The following is a 17,606-nucleotide window of genomic DNA, read 5'->3' as shown; positions in this document are numbered from 1 at the left end:
AGGGTTTCCCATCTCGCAGAAGAGCGGAGGAAACGGGATGGAACTGATCGTGCAGAAATTCGGCGGGACGTCGCTGACCGACGAGCAAAGTCGGAGCCACGTCCTCCGTCATGTTATCCGCGAGTATAAGGCCGGCAGCAAGGTCGTTGTCGTCGTCTCGGCGATGGGGAGAAAAGGGGATGCCTACGCTACGGATTCCCTGCTCGAGCTGATCCGCCGCAACGGCGATGCTTTGCCGCCAAGGGAAAGGGATTTGCTGCTTTCGTGCGGCGAGCTGATCTCGGCAGCCGTGCTGTGCAGCCTTCTCCAGGCTGCCGGCATTCCCGCCGTCGTCTTGACGGGAGGACAGGCCGGCATCGTAACCGACGGCCACTACGGATCCGCCAGAATCGTGAAAATGGATTGCGACCGCGTCGAGCGGCATTTGACCGACAAGCAGGTCGTTATCGCGGCCGGGTTCCAAGGCGTCAGCGGAAGCGGCGAGGTAACGACGCTCGGGCGCGGCGGAAGCGATACGTCGGCTACGGCTTTGGGCGCGGCGCTGAAAGCGGACGTCGTTGATATTTACACCGACGTGGACGGCATATTGACCGCCGATCCGCGTTGGGTGGCGAACGCGAGGCCGCTGGCGGCCGTCAGCTATGAAGAAATATGCAATATGGCGCATAACGGCGCGAAAGTCATCCATCCCCGCGCCGTGGAGCTGGCGATGAAAGCGGGCATTCCCGTTCGCGTCCGCTCGACGTTCTCGGACGGGGAGGGGACGCTGGTTACGCATGAACGGGCTTTGCGCGGCCAGGGCATCTGGTACGATAGGACCGTTACGGGATTGGCGCATGTGAGCGACGTTACGCAGCTGGCGGTGATCAACCCGGACGGTCCGGCGGACTTGCAATTACGCGTGTTCCGCGCGATGGCTTCCCACGGAATCAGCGTGGATTTCATTAACGTGATGCCGACGGGCGTGCATTATACCGTATCCGAGAAGGATGCGCCGCTGGCGATTGAGCTGTTGAGAGAGCTTGGCCTGGAACCCAAGGTGCGCAAGGCGTGTGCCAAAGTGTCCGTCATCGGAGGCGGAATGAACGGAGAGCCGGGAGTAATGGCCGTCATTGTCGAGGCTCTTACCGACTCGGGCATTCCGATTCTGCAATCCGCGGACTCCAACACGACGATCTGGGTGCTGATCTCCCAGGAGGATTTGGCGGCGGCTTTGCAGGCCTTGCATACGGCATTCAGGCTTCATCTCTCTCCGGTCGGGGGAAATTAGAGGAGGAAATTGGGAATGAGTTTCGGTCGTTTAATTACAGCTATGGTCACTCCTTTCGACGAAAATTTGAATATCGATTGGGATACGACGGCGAAATTGATCGATTATTTGATCGACGAACAAAAAAACGACAGTCTGGTCGTCTCCGGGACGACAGGCGAATCGCCGACGCTGTCGGACGACGAGAAGGTCGCTCTGTTCCGCTTTGCGGTGAAGCACGCGGCCGGACGCTGCAAGATTATCGCCGGAACGGGCAGCAACGAAACGGCCCACTCCGTCCACCTGACGAAAAAAGCCGAGGAAGTCGGAGTCGATGGCGTCCTGCTTGTCGCTCCGTATTACAACAAGCCGAATCAGGAAGGGCTGTACCAGCATTTCCGCACGATAGCCGAAGCGACGACGCTGCCGGTCGTTTTGTATAACGTTCCTTCGCGCACGGTGGTCAGCCTGTCCGTGGAAACGACACTGCGTCTGGCGCAAATTCCGAATATTGTCGCTACGAAGGAGTGCGCTTCCCTGGAGCAGATGACGGAGATCGTCGCGAACGCTCCGGAAGGTTTCGTGCTGTACAGCGGCGACGACGGGGTGACGCTGCCGACGCTGGCGGTCGGAGGCTACGGGATCATCAGCGTGGCGAGCCATCTCGTCGGCGCGCGAATGAAGGAGCTGATCGCGGCGTATTTGGACGGCCGCGTGCGGGAAGCGCAAGCCGTGAACGCGGAGCTGTTCCCCATCTTCAAGGGACTGTTCAGCTGTCCGCATCCGGTGCCCAATCCGGTGGCGGTCAAGTACGGACTGTCGTTGCGCGGCCTGCCGGTAGGCGGAGTTCGCCTGCCCCTTGTGCCGGTAAACGAAGCGGAAGCGAAGTTTCTGCAAAACTTGCTGAACAAATAAACGAGGTTTTTCGGTCGCTTGGAATCGCTAGGGCGTGTATGCATACTCCGAGGAAAGCAGATATTGCCGAATTTTCGTTCCATGCAAGGAACTTTTGTGAAGGCGTACCGGGGGTACGTCAAGCAAAAGTGACGAAGCAGGGGGCGAAAAGGCGGTGAAAGATGCCCCCGAGCGGGTTTGCATACACGCCCTAGGGGAACCGATGTCCTCCGGACATCGGTTTTCGCGTTACATAACCTTCTTGTTTTTCCTGAATTGCTTCATGTATAATGATTGAGAGTGATTGGGTGCGGCAAATTTTAAAGCAAATTGAAAACTTCATATCGATCGGGTGCGTCGAATGATCTAGGAGGTACTTAGTAGTGTCAAAGAAAAACAACCAAGACAAATTACTGATTTTCGCGCTCGGAGGAGTCGGCGAAATCGGCAAAAACATGTATTGTATCCAGTATGGCAACGACATTGTCGTCGTTGATGCCGGATTGAAATTCCCGGAAGAGGAAATGCTCGGAATCGACGTCGTGATCCCGGATATCGGCTATCTGCTCGAAAATCGGGACAAGGTGCGGGGAATTCTGCTCACGCATGGTCACGAGGACCATATCGGCGGCCTTCCTTACGTACTGAAGCAACTGAACGTTCCGATCTACGGCACGAAGCTGACGCTCGGCTTGGTCGAAAACAAGCTGAAGGAAGCGGGGCTGCTCGGAGATACGAAGCGCCATCTGATCAACGAGGATACGACGCTGACGCTCGGAGTCATGAAAGCGAGCTTTTTTCGCACGAACCACAGCATACCCGATTCCGTCGGCGTATGCCTGGAGACGCCGGAAGGCAACGTCGTCCATACGGGCGACTTCAAATTCGACCACACGCCGGTGAACGACCAGTTCGCCGACTTGCAAAAGATGGCCGAGATTGGCAGCCGGGGCGTCCTGGCGCTGCTGTCCGACAGCACCAACGCGGAGCGCGCCGGATATACGCCGTCCGAAAGCAATATCGGCAAGGAATTCGAGTCGCTGTTCCGCAGCGCGAAGCAGCGCGTCGTCGTGGCGACGTTCGCTTCGAACGTGCACCGGATTCAGCAGGTCATTAACGCGGCTGTGGAGACGCGCCGCAAAATTACGGTGATCGGCCGCAGCATGGTGAACGTCGTCGGCATCGCTTCCGAGCTCGGCTACCTGAACATTCCGGAAGGGATGCTGATCGAGCCCGAGGAAGTGAACAAGCTGCCGGCGGATCGCGTCGTCATTCTGTCGACGGGAAGCCAGGGCGAGCCTATGTCTGCGCTTACGCGGATGGCGCGTTCCACGCACCGCAAGGTGGATATTCTCCCGGGAGATACGGTCATTATCGCGGCGACGCCGATTCCGGGCAACGAGAAGTATGTCGGCAGAACGGTCGACGAGCTGATGAGGCTTGGCGCTTCCGTCATCTACGGTCCGGGTTCGATCTCGGGCGTTCACGTATCGGGACACGGCAGCCAGGAAGAGCTGAAGCTGATGTTGAACCTGATGAAGCCGGAATATTTCATTCCGATTCACGGCGAATACAGAATGCTTCGCCATCACGGCTTGCTGGGCGAACAGATCGGCATTCCGAAGGAAAATATTTTCCTGATCGACAATGGCGATACGGTTGAAATCCAGGGCGGCGTCGCGCGCAAAGGCGGCAAGATTCCGGCCGGAAACGTGCTGATCGACGGCCTCGGCGTCGGGGACGTCGGCAATATCGTGCTCCGCGACCGCAAGCTGCTGTCGCAGGACGGCATTCTCGTCGTCGTCGTGACGCTGAGCAAGCAGGACGGCACGATCATGTCGGGCCCGGATATCATTTCCCGCGGCTTCGTCTATGTTCGCGAGTCGGAAGGGCTCCTGGAAGAAGCGAACCGCATCGTGACGAGCACGCTGCACAAGCTGATGAACGACAACGTGAACGAATGGGCGTCGCTTAAGACGAACGTCAAGGATGCGCTCGGACGTTTCCTGTACGAGCAAACCAGAAGAAGACCGATGATCCTGCCGATCATCATGGAAGTCTAGAAATACAAACCCACACTCGTCTAAAAACCGTTTCCCCCGCTTAAGCGGCCGGGAAGCGGTTTTTTTTAGGACAAAAGCCGATACTATGTCAAGCCGTTAACGCCAGCAGGAGGCTTGATAAAATGAGCGATAAGGAAAAGCCGGACCAAACGTCGGAACAACCGGGGCAGCCCGGACAGCCGGGGCAACCCGGGCAACCCGGACAGCCAGGGCAGCCGGGACCGCCGGGGGCGCCGGCTCCGTCAGCGCCGCCGCAGGAGGAGCCGCGCAAGCCGTCGGCGACGGAAGCGATCGTGCAGCTCGGCCAGACGTCGGTTCCTTCGGCCGAAAGCAATATTTTCTGCCTGACGATTATCGGGCAGATCGAAGGGCATCTCATCCTGCCGCCCCAGAACAAGACGACGAAGTACGAGCATGTCATCCCCCAACTGATCGCGGCCGAGCAGAACGCCAAAATCGAGGGCTTGCTTATTGTGCTGAATACGGTAGGGGGAGACGTGGAGGCAGGGCTTGCGATCGCGGAGATGATCTCGTCGCTGACGAAGCCGAGCGTGACGCTGGTGCTGGGCGGGGGGCATTCGATCGGCGTGCCGATCGCGGTATCGGCGGACGTTTCTTATATCGCGGAGACGGCGACGATGACGATCCACCCGATCCGGATGAACGGACTGGTCATCGGTGTGCCGCAGACGTTCGATTATCTGGAGAAGATGCAGGAGCGGGTGACGCGGTTCGTGACGGGGCACTCGAAAGTCTCGGAGACCACGTTTAAGGAACTGATGTTCAAAACGGGCGAGCTGACGCGGGACATCGGGACGACGGTCATCGGCCAGGACGCGGTGCGGCACGGGCTGATCGACGCCGTAGGAGGCGTCGGCGAGGCGCTGCGCGAATTAAATCGCCGGATCAACGAACGCAAAACCGGCGCGTCGGAAGGAGAGGTCGTACAATGACGATCTATACGGCTATGCCCTTGGAGCTTGTGCTCGACGGACTGGGAAACGAGCCCGGGCCTTTCGTGGAGACGACGGTGAAGGGCATGACGGTCCAATTGGTCCCGGTCGCTCCGGGGGTCGGCCGGATCGTGCGTCTGCTGACGGCTCCGCTGGACAGCTATTTGAAGCCGGAATTCGCCCCGGGCCAATTGATCGGTTACCTGCCTCAAGACGCCCAAAACGGGACGCTTCCGCCGGCTTCGAGCCCGTCCGACTTTGCGGGCTATCTCGTCTAGGTCGGAGCGGTCATGCCAACCTCCCGTCAACTGTGATATAATGTTGAACCGGGAGGTGGCAAAATTGGCCAAGCGCAGAAAGAAGCGGGCTTCGTTCGCGGCAAGTTTAAAATATGAGATTTACGGCATTGTTCTTATTACGTTATCCGTTATCGCCATCTCCGGAGAAGCCGCGGTAGGCCGATCTTTGTCCAAGCTGTTCGGGTTTCTGCTCGGAAAGCATTATTATTTGCTCGCGCTCGCCGGCATCTGGGTCGGCTTGTATGTGATGGTCAAGCGCGTGTGGCCGCGAGGGTGGACGGCGAGACGTTCGGGCTTCGTGCTCGTCTCCCTGATTATGACGCTGTGGAGCGCGATGGCTTCGATCGACAGCAGCCTCGGGGTACTGGAGGCCATAACGCCGTCCGGCATTTTAACGCAAACGATGAATCAATTAAAGGAGCTGCTCTGGCAGGCTCCTTCTCTGGACAATATCAAGGTGTTTAACGTGGATGTCGGCGGCGGGATGATCGGCGCCCTTCAATATTCGGTGCTGTACTGGCTGTTCGGCTATTACGGAGCGAAGTTCGTGCTGATTATCGAAATCGCCATTGCGTTCATGCTCGTCACCAACCGCTCCTACGTGGAGATCGGGCGTTCGGTGCGCCTGTTCCTGATGCGGGCGATGCCGCTGCTCGCGGCCAGGCTGTCTTCGGGACGCAAGCTGCTGTCGATCAAGGCGATTCCGGTTCAAGGAGCCGGGCGCCGAGGACGCGGCGCGGCGCCGACGGCCGAGCCCGCCGTTCAGCAGGCCGCCGTCCTCGCGGACGACGGCATGGAAGAGCCGTCGCTTATCCCCGTGCCGCGTAAGACGCCGCTGTTCTTCCAGCTGTTCCACGGCAAGTCGGAACAGGAGTACGAGGCTTCGCAGGAGGAATATTGGTCGGAGGAGGAGGCGCTTCCGTTCGCCGGGAAGGATACGCCGTCCCGCAGAACGATCAAGGTGCGCACGGGAGTCCATCGCAGAACGGATACGCCCTCCGATGGGGAGCCGGGTTTCGCGAATCCGCCTACCATGGCGGGGGCGTCGGAAGAAGGGCGTGCTGCGGGAAAATGGCATGACGCGGAACAAGGACATGCCGGGGAAGGGGAGCATGCGCCGGAAGAGGCCGGTATGCCGCGGTTTACCGATTTTACGGCGCAGGCCTACTCGGAGGACGAGCCGGCCTATGCGGACGACGAGGCGTACGGAGACGTTGAACCGCCTTTACCCGGTTCGTTCGCAGGCGCGGAAGAGGAGACGTCGTCGTATCCGATCCCGGGGATTTCTGGCGGGGAAAACGGCGAAGCCGAAGCCGCATGGCACGGCGGAGAGGACGGCGATCCGGGCGAAGGGCCGGAGGGAACGGGGGCGCTGCGGAGCGCCGCCGGCGGCGCAGGCTCGTCCGCATCGGCCGGGGGCCGGGGCAGCGGAGAAGCCGAAGGCGGTTTGAACGGAGCGGCCGGGACAGCAGCGCCGCCGCAGCCGGTGAAGAAAATTCCGAAGCCGTACAAGCTGCCGACCGTGAGCTTGCTGGACAAGCCGAGCGGCGGAGGCAAGTCCGGCAACCCGTCGGATTACATGAACACGGCGCGCAAGCTGGAGGCGACGCTGGAAAGCTTCGGCGTCCGGGCGAAGGTGCTCGACGTGGCGAGGGGACCGGCGGTGACGCGCTACGAGCTGCAGCCGGACACGGGCGTCAAGGTCAGCCGGATCGTCAGCCTGACCGACGATATCGCGCTGGCGCTGGCGGCGAAGGATATTCGCATGGAAGCGCCGATTCCGGGCAAGTCGGCGATCGGCATCGAGGTGCCGAACAACGAGGTCAGCGTCGTGACGCTGCGCGAAGTGCTGGAGACGCAGCCGTTCCAGGAATCGCAGGCGAAGCTGACGATCGCGTTCGGCCGCGACATCTCGGGCCAGCCGATCGTCGGCAATCTGGCCAGAATGCCGCACTTGCTCGTCGCCGGGGCGACCGGCTCGGGCAAGTCGGTGTGCATCAACGGCATCATTACGAGCTTGCTGTACAAGGCGAAGCCGGAAGAGGTCAAGTTTCTGATGATCGACCCGAAGATGGTCGAGCTGAACGTCTACAACGGCATTCCGCATCTGCTCGCCCCGGTCGTGACCGATCCGCGAAGAGCTTCGCTCGCGCTGAAGAAAATCGTCGTGGAGATGGAGAAGCGGTACGAGAAGTTTTCCAAGTCCGGCACGCGCAACATCGAGGGCTACAACGCGCTCATGCTGAGCGGCAACAATCCGGACGCGGTGCTGCCTTATATCGTCGTTATCGTGGACGAGCTTGCCGATTTGATGATGGTGGCGGCCGGCGACGTCGAGGACGCGATCTGCCGTTTGGCGCAGATGGCGCGGGCGTCGGGCATTCACCTGATTATCGCGACGCAGCGGCCGTCGGTGGACGTCATTACGGGCGTCATCAAGGCGAACATTCCGAGCCGGATCGCGTTCGGGGTATCGTCCCAGGTCGACTCGCGGACGATTCTGGACATGGTCGGCGCGGAGAAGCTGCTCGGCCGCGGGGACATGCTGTTCCTGCCGATGGGCGCGTCCAAGCCGATCCGCGTCCAGGGCGCGTTCTTGTCGGACGGCGAGGTCGAGTCGGTCGTCGGCTACTGCCGCGGCCAGGCGGAAGCGGAGTACAACGAAGAGCTGGTGCCGGAAATTGACGACAGCGCCGCGGAGGGCTCGGACGAATTCGTGGACGAGCTGTTCGACCAGGCGGTGCAGATCGTGCTGGAGGCGAAGCAGGCTTCCGTATCGCTGCTGCAGAGACGCATGCGCGTCGGCTACACGCGCGCCGCGAGGCTGATCGATACGATGGAGGCCAAGGGCGTCGTCGGCCCTTACGAAGGCAGCAAGCCGCGCGAGGTATTGATGACGATGGAGCAGTACCAGCAGCGGATTCCTTCCTGATTCGAAGCGAAGCGACAAAAATGGGTATAAGAGGCTGACGCCTTTCTCATACTAACGGTCGAAGACCTAACATGGATGCAGAAAGGCGTGACCTTAAGTGAGTTATCGTCTCGTGATCGTAACCGTATGCGTCGTATTCGGCTTGCTGGGGTTATATACATTGCAGCACCATACCCAATCGAAGGAAACGTTCAGCAACGCGATCCTTAAGCAGGGCTCCTCCGGCAAGGACATTTATGAATTGCAGGGACGGCTGAAAGCGCTCGGCTATTATAACGGCAAAGTCGACGGAGATTTCGGGCCGAAAACGAAAAACGCCGTTACCTGGTTCCAGTGGAAGTTCGGCATGAAGTCGGACGGCGTCGTCGGACCGAAGACGAAGCTGAAGCTGTGGGAGGCGACCAAGGAATGGAAGCCGACCGCGGAGGAGGTTCATCCTTCGGAGCGAGAGAATGCCGGCGGGAACAACGCTGGCGGAGGAGGGGGAGGCGGCGGGAACTTGCCCGCGTCCAACAGCCTGGGCCTTTCCCAACAAGATCTGAAGATTATGGCCAACGCGGTATACGGAGAATCGAGGGGCGAACCGTACGAAGGGCAGGTCGCGGTGGCGGCCGTCATTCTTAACCGGGTGAAGTCCTCGCAGTTTCCCAATACGGTTTCCGGCGTTATTTTTCAGCCGGGCGCGTTCACCGCGGTGGCCGACGGCCAGATCAATCTGGAGCCGAACGACAAAGCGATCAAGGCGGTGAAGGACGCGGTCAGCGGCTGGGATCCGAGCGACGGCTGCCTCTATTACTTCAATCCGGTCACGGCGACCTCCAAGTGGATCTGGTCGCGGCCGCAGTACAAGACGATCGGCAAGCATATTTTCTGCAGATAAAAAAACAACAACCAACACGCGCCGCAACGACGCGGTTGGTTGTTGTTATTTTCAAGGGATGCCGCAGGAATTTGCTTCCTGTTCGTCCAATCGGGTAGAATGGGGCTGAACTGTCGCGGAAAGCGACGAATCGCGATTACGATTAAAGGAGCATAAGATCATGTCCGAGCAGTTCCAAAGAGGCTTAATGGGGCGAATGCGGCTGCACGTGCTGCCGACAAAACGCTTCAAAACGTTCGCGCTCTCGTTGTTCGCGGGCGTCCCCTTATCGGAAGAACGCGTGACCTCCGTCGCTTTGACGCCTTTCGTGCTCCGGCGGGGAACGAGCTCCTATCCGGAGACGATTTCCTTCCGGGAGCGGCTGGACGATCTGTACGGAGCCGGGTTCGGATTCGATCTGTACAAGAGGGGAGACCATCAGATCGTTCAGTTCCGGCTCGATATGATCAACGACCGGTTCGTCTCGTCCTCGCAGTCGCTGCTGGGAGAAGCGATGGCTTTCCTCGGCGAGGTGCTGACGGAGCCGGCGCTGGAGGACGGCCGGTTCAAGACGAAATACGTAGAAGCGGAGAAGACGACGGTCGCCAAGCGCATCGATGCCATCATCAACGACAAGATCCGTTACGCGGCGGAGCGATGCGTCGAGGAGATGTGCAAGGATGAACCTTTTCGACTGCTGGCGTTGGGGAAAAAGGATCAATTGGCCGAGTTCGACGCCGCCAAGCTGTATGAGGCTTACCGAAGCTGGCTGCAGGAAGCCTCCTTCGATCTGTACGTGTCGGGAGATACGACGCTGGAGGAGGTGCAGGCGCTGGCGGAGAAGGCGTTTAAGCTCCCGGCGGGGCAGCCTGCGACTTATGCGCAGCCCGAGCTCAGGGCGGCGCGTTCGGACGTGCAGACGGTCGTGGAGCGCCTGGACGTCGGCCAGGGCAAGCTGAATATGGGGCTGCGCGTCGGGGCGACGTACGGCAGCGACCAATACGCTTCGCTGCTCGTCTACAACGGCTTGCTCGGCGGGTTCCCGCATTCGAAGCTGTTCGTCAACGTGCGCGAGAAAGCCAGCCTCGCTTATTACGCGTCGTCGCGGCTGGACGGCCACAAAGGCATTATGACGCTGCAGTCGGGCATCGAGATCGCCAATTACGAGAAAGCGGTGCAGATTATCAGGGAGCAGCTCGACGCGATGAAAAAGGGAGATTTCGCCGAGGAAGACCTGCGCCGGACGCAGGCGATGATTGTCGGGCAGCTGCGCGAGCTGCAGGATTCGGCGTTCGAAAGAATCGCTTTCGACTTCAGCAACGTCATTTCCGGCGCGGAGCGGACGGGCGAGAGCTTTATCGCGGAGATAATGGCGGTCACGCCGCAGATGGCGACGGAGGCGGCGCAAGGCGTGACGCTGGACACGATTTACTTCCTGCGCGACCGGAAGGAGGAGGTGCGGGCATGACAAAGCAAGCTTATCCGAAGCTGCAGGAGACGCTGTGGCACGAGCGGATGGACAACGGCCTGGATGTGTTCGTGCTGCCGAAGCCCGGCTTTACGAAGACGTATGCGACGTTTACGACGAAATACGGCTCGGTGGACAATCACTTTACCCGTCCGGACGGGGAGACGATCCGGGTGCCGGACGGCATCGCGCACTTCCTCGAGCATAAAATGTTCGAGGAGCCGGATGGCGACATTTTCTCCAAGTTCGCTTCCCAGGGCGCTTCCGCGAACGCGTACACGAGCTTCGACCGGACGGTCTACTTGTTCACGGCGACCGGCGAGGTGGAAGCGAATTTGGACACGCTGCTGCACTTCGTGCAAAATCCTTATTTTACGGACGAGAACGTGGAGAAGGAAAAAGGCATCATCGTGCAGGAGATCGACATGTACCGGGACAATCCGGATTGGCGCGTCTATTTTGGGCTGATCGAGGCGATGTACGCCAAGCATCCGGTCCATATCGATATCGCCGGCACTGCCGATTCCGTGCGCTCGATTACGAAAGAGATGCTGTACGACTGCTACCATACGTTTTACCATCCGGCCAATATGACGCTGTTCGTCGTCGGAGGCGTCGATCCGGAAGAGACGCTGGCGCGAATCCGGAAGGATCAGGCGGGCAAATCGTTTCCTCCGGGCGGAGAGATCCGGCGGCATTTCGATTCGGAGCCTTCGCAGGTCAAGCAGGAACGCAAGGAGCTGCAGCTTCCCGTCTCGCTGCCGAAATGCCTGTTCGGCTTCAAAGACGAGCCGCAGGGCGGGGAAGACGCGGTACGGCGCGAGCTGGCCGTCAAGCTGATGCTGGAAGCGGTGCTGGGCTCCAGCACAGCGCTGTACCAGCAGCTGTATGACGAGAATTTGATCTCCGACGGCTTCGGCCATGAGTACAACACCGGCCCGGGCTATGCGTTCTCGATGATCGGCGGAGAAACCCGCGATCCCGACGAGATGGTGTCGCGCGTCAGCGAGGCGCTGTACGCGGCGGCCCGCGACGGAATAGCGCCGGACATCTTCGAGCGCGCGCGCCGCAAGAAGATCGGCGCGTTCCTGCGGATGATGAACAGCCCGGAGGCAATTGCCAGCGAGTTTACCCGCTACCGGCATCGGGGCGGCGATCTGTTCAACGTCGTCGAGACGTACGAGAGTCTGACGCTCGAGGAGATCAACGAGCGGGCCAGGGAGCACGCGCGTCCCGACCGCCGCTCCGTGTCGATCGTCAGGAGCGGCACGCCTTGAAGCGCGTCTCGCTGGTGACGGGCGCTTCCCGCGGCATTGGCGCCGCGGTCGCCCGTCAATTGGCGGCGGACGGGGCGGACGTCGCCCTGCAGTACTACGCGGCGTCGGAAGCGGCCGAGAGGGTGGCGGAGAGCTGCCGCGGCCGCGGCGTCGAGGGAGTGGCGCTGCAGGCCGATTTGCGGTCGCGCACGGCGGTGGCGGAGCTGAAGGAGCGGCTGGACGGCCTCGGGTGGACGCCGAACGTTGTCGTGCACTGCGCCGGCCTGGCGCATTACGGGCTGCTCGACGATACGGAGGAGGACGTCTGGGACGACCTGATGAGCGTGAACCTGAAAGGCGCTTACGAGCTGGCGCGCCATTTCGGCCCGGCGATGAGATGGGCTAGATGGGGAAGGTTCGTGGTGCTGTCGAGCATCTGGGGCGAGAGCGGGGCCGCGGGGGAAGCGGTCTATGCCGCCACGAAGGGTGGCCTGAACGCACTGGCCAAATCTCTGGCCCGGGAATGGGCGCCGGCGGGCGTGACCGTAAACGCGGTCAGCCCCGGAGCGATCGATACGGATATGCTCGATTCGCTCGAGCCGGAGGACAAGCGCGCGCTGTGCGAGGAAATTCCGGCGGGGAGACTGGGCACGCCGGAGGAAGTGGCGCAGCTGGTACGATATCTCTCATCGGAGGAAGCGGGGTACGTGACGGGACAAATACTCGGGCTAAACGGCGGCTGGCGGATGTAACCTGCGGACGTCCGGCGGGCGATTGAGAAGCGTCTTGCGCATAGTTTTCAGGGAATCGGGACAAATTAGCGTTGGGCGATTTTATTTCAACCCGCAAGGAGGCTGCTCAAATGTCAACCGTACTCAGCAATTTCGATACTTGGAAGAAGTTTTTGGGCGATCGCGTGGAAGCGGCCAAGAAGCTTGGGATCAATGAGGACGCCATTTCTAAGCTGGCTTATGAAATCGGCGAGTTTTTGGATCAGAAGGTCGATCCGAAAAACGAAGAGCAGCGGATTCTGAAAGAGCTCTGGGATGTCGGCGACGAATCGGAGCGCAAAACGATGGCCCGATTGATGGTCAAGCTGGCGGACAGCAGCACTTAAGCCGGATCATAGCTCGGAAAGCCTCCGCGTGGGGGCTTTTCTGTACATAGAGGCGAACGTCGAATTTTCAAACTTTATAGGACTTTGGAAGTAATAATCCGTTTTATTTTGCAGGATAATGAGGACCGTTGTAGAATAAAGGAGAAGAGCAAATAAAACGGAACAATGGTTACTCGCATTTTCTATATCCGGTATTTTTCCGTATTTTGAATGAGGTGCAGGATGGAACCCAAACAATGGTACATGGAATACAAAATTCATAAAAACCGGCCGGGTCTGCTCGGCGATATCGCTTCATTGCTTGGGATGCTTGAGGTAAACATACTGACCATCAACGGAGTGGAAGACCGCACGCGGGGAATGCTCCTGCAAACCGACGACGAAGAAAAAATCGAGCTGCTCGGCAAAATGCTCCGCAAAGTCGATAACATTACCGTCAACAAGCTGCGCCAGCCCAGGCTGACCGATATTTTGGCCGTGCGCCACGGCCGTTACATCGAACGGGATTCCGACGATAAAAAGACGTTCCGGTTCACGCGGGACGAATTGGGACTTCTGGTCGATTTTCTCGGAGAGCTGTTCAAAAAGGAAGGGAACCAGACGATTGGGCTCCGGGGCATGCCGCGCGTCGGCAAGACCGAATCGATCATTGCGGGCAGCGTATGCGCCAACAAGCGGTGGGCTTTCGTCTCCTCGACCTTGCTCAGGCAGACCGTCAGAAGCCAGCTGTCCGAAGACGAGATGAATCCGAACAACGTGTTTATTATCGACGGGATCGTCAGCACGATCCGCTCCAACGAGAAGCATCACACGCTGCTGCAGGAGATTATGGGCATGTCCTCGACCAAGGTGATCGAGCATCCGGATATTTTCGTAAGGGAATCCCGGTTCGACTACGACGTTTTCGATTGCATCGTGGAGCTTCGCAATACGCCGGACGAGGAAATTACATACGAGAAGTTTACGACGGTCGGCCTTGGGGACGACTTCTGATTCCATGAGCCGATCGCATAAAAAAAGAAGAACGAGAACGCCGGGAGGTGAGAGGCATGTCCGATTTGGGCGCTTTGCTGCGTAAAGCGCGCGAGCAGCGCGGCTATACGCTGGACGATATCCAAGAGTATACGAAAATCCGCAAAAGATACCTGGAAGCGATCGAAACGGGCGAATATAAAGTGCTCCCGGGTTCTTTTTACGTAAGGGCATTCGTGAAAACGTATGCCGAGACGGTCGGACTGGATGCGGAAGAGGTGCTTCGCCTCTACCATAAGGAGCTGCCGCAGCCCCCTTCTTCGGAGACGGTTATTCCCGAGCCGATGATCAAACCCAGACGCAGAAGCGTCCAGCATAACGACCGGTGGGGGAAAGTCGCCGTGTCGCTGTTGATGTGGGCTTTTCCGATCCTGATCGCCGCAGTCATTTATATTTATTGGACCAACAACAAGGACCCCGATACGAAAGAGCTGAACCCCAATCCGTCGATCTCGACGGAGACGGCTTCTCCCAGCGATACGATTCCGGCATCGTCGAGCGATACGCCTTCCGAGACGGCGCCCGAGTCGCCGTCGACCGAACCGGTAACGCTGACCTTCAAGGAGAAAAAGGGAAACGTGAATTATTACGACGTGACTCCGGCCGGAGGACATCAGCTCAAGCTCAAAATTACGGGTAAAGTTTGGTTTGAAGTGAGAGAGAAAACCAAAAACGGGAAAACGCGGATGACCAAAACCACGACCCAAGCGGAAGATTTCACGTTTGATTTGGATATGCCGCTGTACGTCAACGTGGGCCGAACCGATCTGGTCGAATTTTTCGTGGATGACGCGACGTTCGACGACGGCAACGCCGCGGGCTCGACGAAGTACATTTTCACTCCCGTTGCGGATGCCGAGGGTGGAGCGCAATAGAGCGTTGGAACGCAAAAAGCCTTCTGCAGAGGGCTTTTTGTTTTAATCACGAGGGGCACTCATGCTATAATAAAGCCATAAATGGGCAATAGCTGAAAGGAAGAGGATCACATGGCATCGGAATACTCGTTCGACGTTGTCTCGAAAGTGGATATGCAGGAGATGAACAACGCGGTTCAGCAGGCTTTGAAGGAAATTGAAACGCGCTTCGACTTCAAAGGGAGCAAGAGCGACATCAAATTGGAAAACGATCAGTTGACGGTGACCTCCGACAGCGACTTCAAGCTTCAGAGCGTCGTCGACATTCTTCAGTCGAAGATGATCAAACGAGGGGTGCCGATTCTGAACCTCGATTACGGCAAGATCGAACCGGCTTCCGGCGGCACGGTGCGTCAGGTGATCAAGCTCAGACAAGGCATCGATCAGGAGAACGCGAAGAAGATCAACGTGCTGATCCGCGACTCCAAGCTGAAGATCAAAAGCCAGATCCAGGGGGATCAGCTCCGGGTGACGGGAAAGAGCAAGGACGACTTGCAATCGATCATGTCGCTGCTCAAGGGAGCGGGATTGCCGATGGAGCTGCAATTTACGAATTATCGTTAACTGCCGCTGTTTTGACACCGTTTGGCGGGTTCGTTTATACTGTTGGGGATATGACAACGGACGTACGTTTGGGGGAAGTCATCGATGGTTGAGAAGGTCAGCGTCGTCACGCTGGGTTGCGAGAAGAACTTGGTCGACTCCGAGATCATGTCGGGACTCGTTCACCAAAGAGGCTTCAGGCTCGTAGAGAAGCCGGAGGACGCGACGGTTGTTATCGTCAATACGTGCGGGTTTATCGACGCTGCGAAGGAGGAGTCGGTGAACACGATTTTGAATCTGGCGGAGCTGAAGGAAACCTCCCGTCTGAAAGCGCTAATCGTGTCGGGCTGTCTGACGCAGCGGTACAAGAAGGAATTGATGGACGAGATGCCGGAGATCGACGGGATCGTCGGGACGGGCGATTTTTACCGTATCAACGACATCATCGACGAGGCGCTGCGCGGCACGAAGCCGGTCTATGTAGGCAATCCCGTGTTCAATTACGAGCAGGCGATGCCGAGAATACTGAGCACGGCGCGCCATACGGCGTTCGTCAAGATCGCGGAGGGCTGCGATAACGCGTGCACGTTCTGCAGCATTCCGATTATGCGGGGCAAATTCCGCAGCCGTTCTATCGAATCCGTGCTGGCCGAGGTAGAGAGTCTCGCGAAGCAAGGCGTTAAGGAAGTCAGCCTGATCGCGCAGGATTCTACCAATTACGGCACCGATCTGTACGAAGGATTCAGGCTGCCGGAGCTGTTGAACCGGGTGAGCGAAGTGCCGGGCATCGAGTGGGTGCGCCTGCACTATGCGTATCCGGGCTTTTTCACGGACGAGCTGATCGAGACGATCGCGGCCAATCCGAAGGTATGCGACTATATCGATATGCCGCTGCAGCACAGCGAGGACGCGATTCTGAAAAGGATGCGCCGGCCGGGCCGGCAGCGCGACGCACGCGAGCTGATCGGCAAAATCCGCGCGCGCATCCCGGATGTGGCGCTGCGCACGTCGATGATCGTCGGATTCCCGGGAGAGACGGAAGAAGAGTTTGCCAGGCTGTGCGACTTCGTTCGGGAAGTCAAGTTCGATCGGCTGGGCGTATTTACCTATTCCCAGGAGGAAGATACGCCGGCGAACCGGCTGCCGAATCAGGTGCCGGATGAAGTGAAGCAGTTCCGGGCCAATACGCTGATGGAAATTCAGCGGGAGGTGGCCAAAGAGAATGCGGCCAAATACGTTGGACGCACGATCGACGTGCTGGTCGAGCGCTACGACGGGCGCAGCGACGTCTATATCGGACGCAGCCAATACGACGCTCCGGAAGTGGACGGGGAAGTGTTCATCTCGAACTGTCCCGTGGAGATTGGTCAAATGGGCAAAGTTCGGATCACCCACGCTTATGAGTACGATTTGTCAGGGGAGGGAATCGCGTGAACCTAGCGAACCGGATCACGCTTGTCAGAATCTTTCTCGTGCCGATCGTCACGATTTTCCTGTTGGTCAAGTTGAATCTGGGGTCGCTCACGATCGGCGAGTATTCGATTTCTTACAACCAGGTGTGCGCGTTGCTGCTGTTCATTATCGCGGCAAGCACGGACGGACTGGACGGCTATATCGCGCGCAAGCGCAAAATCGTGACAAATCTCGGCAAGCTGCTCGATCCGCTCGCGGACAAGCTGCTGATGGCCGCCGTCTTGATCGCCTTGGTCGAAATGGAGAAGCTGGGCGCCTGGGTGGCGATTATCATCATCAGCCGCGAATGGGCGGTAACCGGGCTTCGGCAGGTCGCGCTGCTGGAGGGCGCGGTGATGGCCGCGAGCAAATGGGGCAAATGGAAAACGGCGATTCAGATTACGATGATTATCGTGCTGCTGCTGAACAATTTTCCGTTTAACTTCATCGATCTGCGCATCGACCTCGTCGTCGTGTGGGCGGCCGTGCTTATTACCGTGTATTCGGGCGTCGATTACTTCGTAAAAAATAAAAATTTGATTCCGGTATCGGATTGAGCGGCTTCTAGCGATAGA

The 17,606-nt window shown here is 58.7% G+C and carries 16 protein-coding genes; all 16 read left to right on the top strand.

The genetic code is table 11. The annotated features are described in order from the left end of the window. Window positions 1-37 precede the first annotated feature (37 nt). The 16 genes from dapG (at window position 38) to pgsA (ending at window position 17,588) form a co-directional block, all read left to right on the top strand. Complete coding sequence (dapG, locus tag ACFFT4_RS01040) at window positions 38-1,270, top strand: aspartate kinase (RefSeq protein ID WP_378044349.1); 1,233 nt, start codon at window positions 38-40, stop codon at window positions 1,268-1,270. A 15-nt stretch (window positions 1,271-1,285) separates the two neighbouring features. Next, complete coding sequence (gene dapA, locus ACFFT4_RS01035) at window positions 1,286-2,164, top strand: 4-hydroxy-tetrahydrodipicolinate synthase (RefSeq protein ID WP_378044348.1); 879 nt, start codon at window positions 1,286-1,288, stop codon at window positions 2,162-2,164. 362 nt (window positions 2,165-2,526) lie between these two features. Next, window positions 2,527-4,206 carry a ribonuclease J gene (locus ACFFT4_RS01030; protein WP_378044346.1) on the top strand — a complete coding sequence of 560 codons (1,680 nt, stop codon included), beginning with the start codon at window positions 2,527-2,529 and terminating at the stop codon, window positions 4,204-4,206. Window positions 4,207-4,328: 122 nt separating this feature from the next. Continuing rightward, window positions 4,329-5,159 (top strand): ClpP family protease, encoded by an 831-nt coding sequence (locus tag ACFFT4_RS01025; RefSeq protein WP_378044345.1) that lies wholly within the window; start codon window positions 4,329-4,331, stop codon window positions 5,157-5,159. After that, on the top strand, window positions 5,156-5,437 hold the full coding sequence (locus ACFFT4_RS01020; protein ID WP_378044343.1) for a YlzJ-like family protein: 282 nt from the start codon (window positions 5,156-5,158) through the stop codon (window positions 5,435-5,437). Before ACFFT4_RS01025 ends, ACFFT4_RS01020 begins: the two co-directional genes overlap by 4 nt. A 64-nt stretch (window positions 5,438-5,501) precedes the next feature. After that, window positions 5,502-8,390 (top strand): DNA translocase FtsK, encoded by a 2,889-nt coding sequence (locus ACFFT4_RS01015; protein WP_378044342.1) that lies wholly within the window; start codon window positions 5,502-5,504, stop codon window positions 8,388-8,390. A 97-nt stretch (window positions 8,391-8,487) separates the two neighbouring features. Beyond that, window positions 8,488-9,270: a spore cortex-lytic enzyme gene (gene sleB, locus ACFFT4_RS01010; RefSeq protein ID WP_378044341.1), complete on the top strand. Its 783-nt coding sequence runs from the start codon at window positions 8,488-8,490 to the stop codon at window positions 9,268-9,270. Window positions 9,271-9,430: 160 nt separating this feature from the next. Then, window positions 9,431-10,717 carry an EF-P 5-aminopentanol modification-associated protein YfmF gene (gene yfmF, locus ACFFT4_RS01005; RefSeq protein WP_378044339.1) on the top strand — a complete coding sequence of 429 codons (1,287 nt, stop codon included), beginning with the start codon at window positions 9,431-9,433 and terminating at the stop codon, window positions 10,715-10,717. Further along, on the top strand, window positions 10,714-11,994 hold the full coding sequence (gene yfmH / locus ACFFT4_RS01000) for an EF-P 5-aminopentanol modification-associated protein YfmH (RefSeq protein WP_378044338.1): 1,281 nt from the start codon (window positions 10,714-10,716) through the stop codon (window positions 11,992-11,994). Before yfmF ends, yfmH begins: the two co-directional genes overlap by 4 nt. Beyond that, on the top strand, window positions 11,991-12,725 hold the full coding sequence (gene ymfI / locus ACFFT4_RS00995; RefSeq protein ID WP_378044336.1) for an elongation factor P 5-aminopentanone reductase: 735 nt from the start codon (window positions 11,991-11,993) through the stop codon (window positions 12,723-12,725). The genes yfmH and ymfI overlap by 4 nt, the downstream gene beginning before the upstream one ends. Before the next feature lie 110 nt (window positions 12,726-12,835). Next, a complete protein-coding gene (locus tag ACFFT4_RS00990) occupies window positions 12,836-13,090 on the top strand; it encodes a DUF3243 domain-containing protein (protein ID WP_378044335.1) in 255 nt (84 codons plus the stop codon). Window positions 13,091-13,312: 222 nt separating this feature from the next. Further along, a complete protein-coding gene (locus tag ACFFT4_RS00985) occupies window positions 13,313-14,083 on the top strand; it encodes a DUF3388 domain-containing protein (protein ID WP_378044333.1) in 771 nt (256 codons plus the stop codon). Window positions 14,084-14,139: 56 nt separating this feature from the next. After that, window positions 14,140-14,997: a RodZ domain-containing protein gene (locus tag ACFFT4_RS00980; protein ID WP_378044332.1), complete on the top strand. Its 858-nt coding sequence runs from the start codon at window positions 14,140-14,142 to the stop codon at window positions 14,995-14,997. 111 nt (window positions 14,998-15,108) lie between these two features. Then, window positions 15,109-15,600: a YajQ family cyclic di-GMP-binding protein gene (locus tag ACFFT4_RS00975; RefSeq protein ID WP_378044330.1), complete on the top strand. Its 492-nt coding sequence runs from the start codon at window positions 15,109-15,111 to the stop codon at window positions 15,598-15,600. A gap of 84 nt (window positions 15,601-15,684) precedes the next feature. Beyond that, a complete protein-coding gene (rimO, locus tag ACFFT4_RS00970; protein WP_378044328.1) occupies window positions 15,685-17,013 on the top strand; it encodes a 30S ribosomal protein S12 methylthiotransferase RimO in 1,329 nt (442 codons plus the stop codon). Beyond that, entirely contained in the window at window positions 17,010-17,588 is a 579-nt protein-coding gene (gene pgsA, locus ACFFT4_RS00965) for a CDP-diacylglycerol--glycerol-3-phosphate 3-phosphatidyltransferase (protein WP_378044326.1), read from the top strand. The genes rimO and pgsA overlap by 4 nt, the downstream gene beginning before the upstream one ends. Window positions 17,589-17,606 lie beyond the last annotated feature (18 nt).

It is taken from the genome of Cohnella cellulosilytica, assembly GCF_042431195.1.
Classification (GTDB): domain Bacteria; phylum Bacillota; class Bacilli; order Paenibacillales; family Paenibacillaceae; genus Cohnella; species Cohnella cellulosilytica.
This window is presented reverse-complemented; position numbering and strand designations above follow the sequence as displayed.

Coding starts and splice junctions, on each gene's coding strand:
- dapG (WP_378044349.1), top strand. CDS start 38: ATGGAACTGATCGTGCAGAAATTCGGCGGGACGTCGCTGACCGACGAG.
- dapA (WP_378044348.1), top strand. CDS start 1,286: ATGAGTTTCGGTCGTTTAATTACAGCTATGGTCACTCCTTTCGACGAA.
- ACFFT4_RS01025 (WP_378044345.1), top strand. CDS start 4,329: ATGAGCGATAAGGAAAAGCCGGACCAAACGTCGGAACAACCGGGGCAG.
- ACFFT4_RS01020 (WP_378044343.1), top strand. CDS start 5,156: ATGACGATCTATACGGCTATGCCCTTGGAGCTTGTGCTCGACGGACTG.
- yfmF (WP_378044339.1), top strand. CDS start 9,431: ATGTCCGAGCAGTTCCAAAGAGGCTTAATGGGGCGAATGCGGCTGCAC.
- yfmH (WP_378044338.1), top strand. CDS start 10,714: ATGACAAAGCAAGCTTATCCGAAGCTGCAGGAGACGCTGTGGCACGAG.
- ACFFT4_RS00990 (WP_378044335.1), top strand. CDS start 12,836: ATGTCAACCGTACTCAGCAATTTCGATACTTGGAAGAAGTTTTTGGGC.
- ACFFT4_RS00985 (WP_378044333.1), top strand. CDS start 13,313: ATGGAACCCAAACAATGGTACATGGAATACAAAATTCATAAAAACCGG.
- ACFFT4_RS00980 (WP_378044332.1), top strand. CDS start 14,140: ATGTCCGATTTGGGCGCTTTGCTGCGTAAAGCGCGCGAGCAGCGCGGC.
- ACFFT4_RS00975 (WP_378044330.1), top strand. CDS start 15,109: ATGGCATCGGAATACTCGTTCGACGTTGTCTCGAAAGTGGATATGCAG.
- rimO (WP_378044328.1), top strand. CDS start 15,685: ATGGTTGAGAAGGTCAGCGTCGTCACGCTGGGTTGCGAGAAGAACTTG.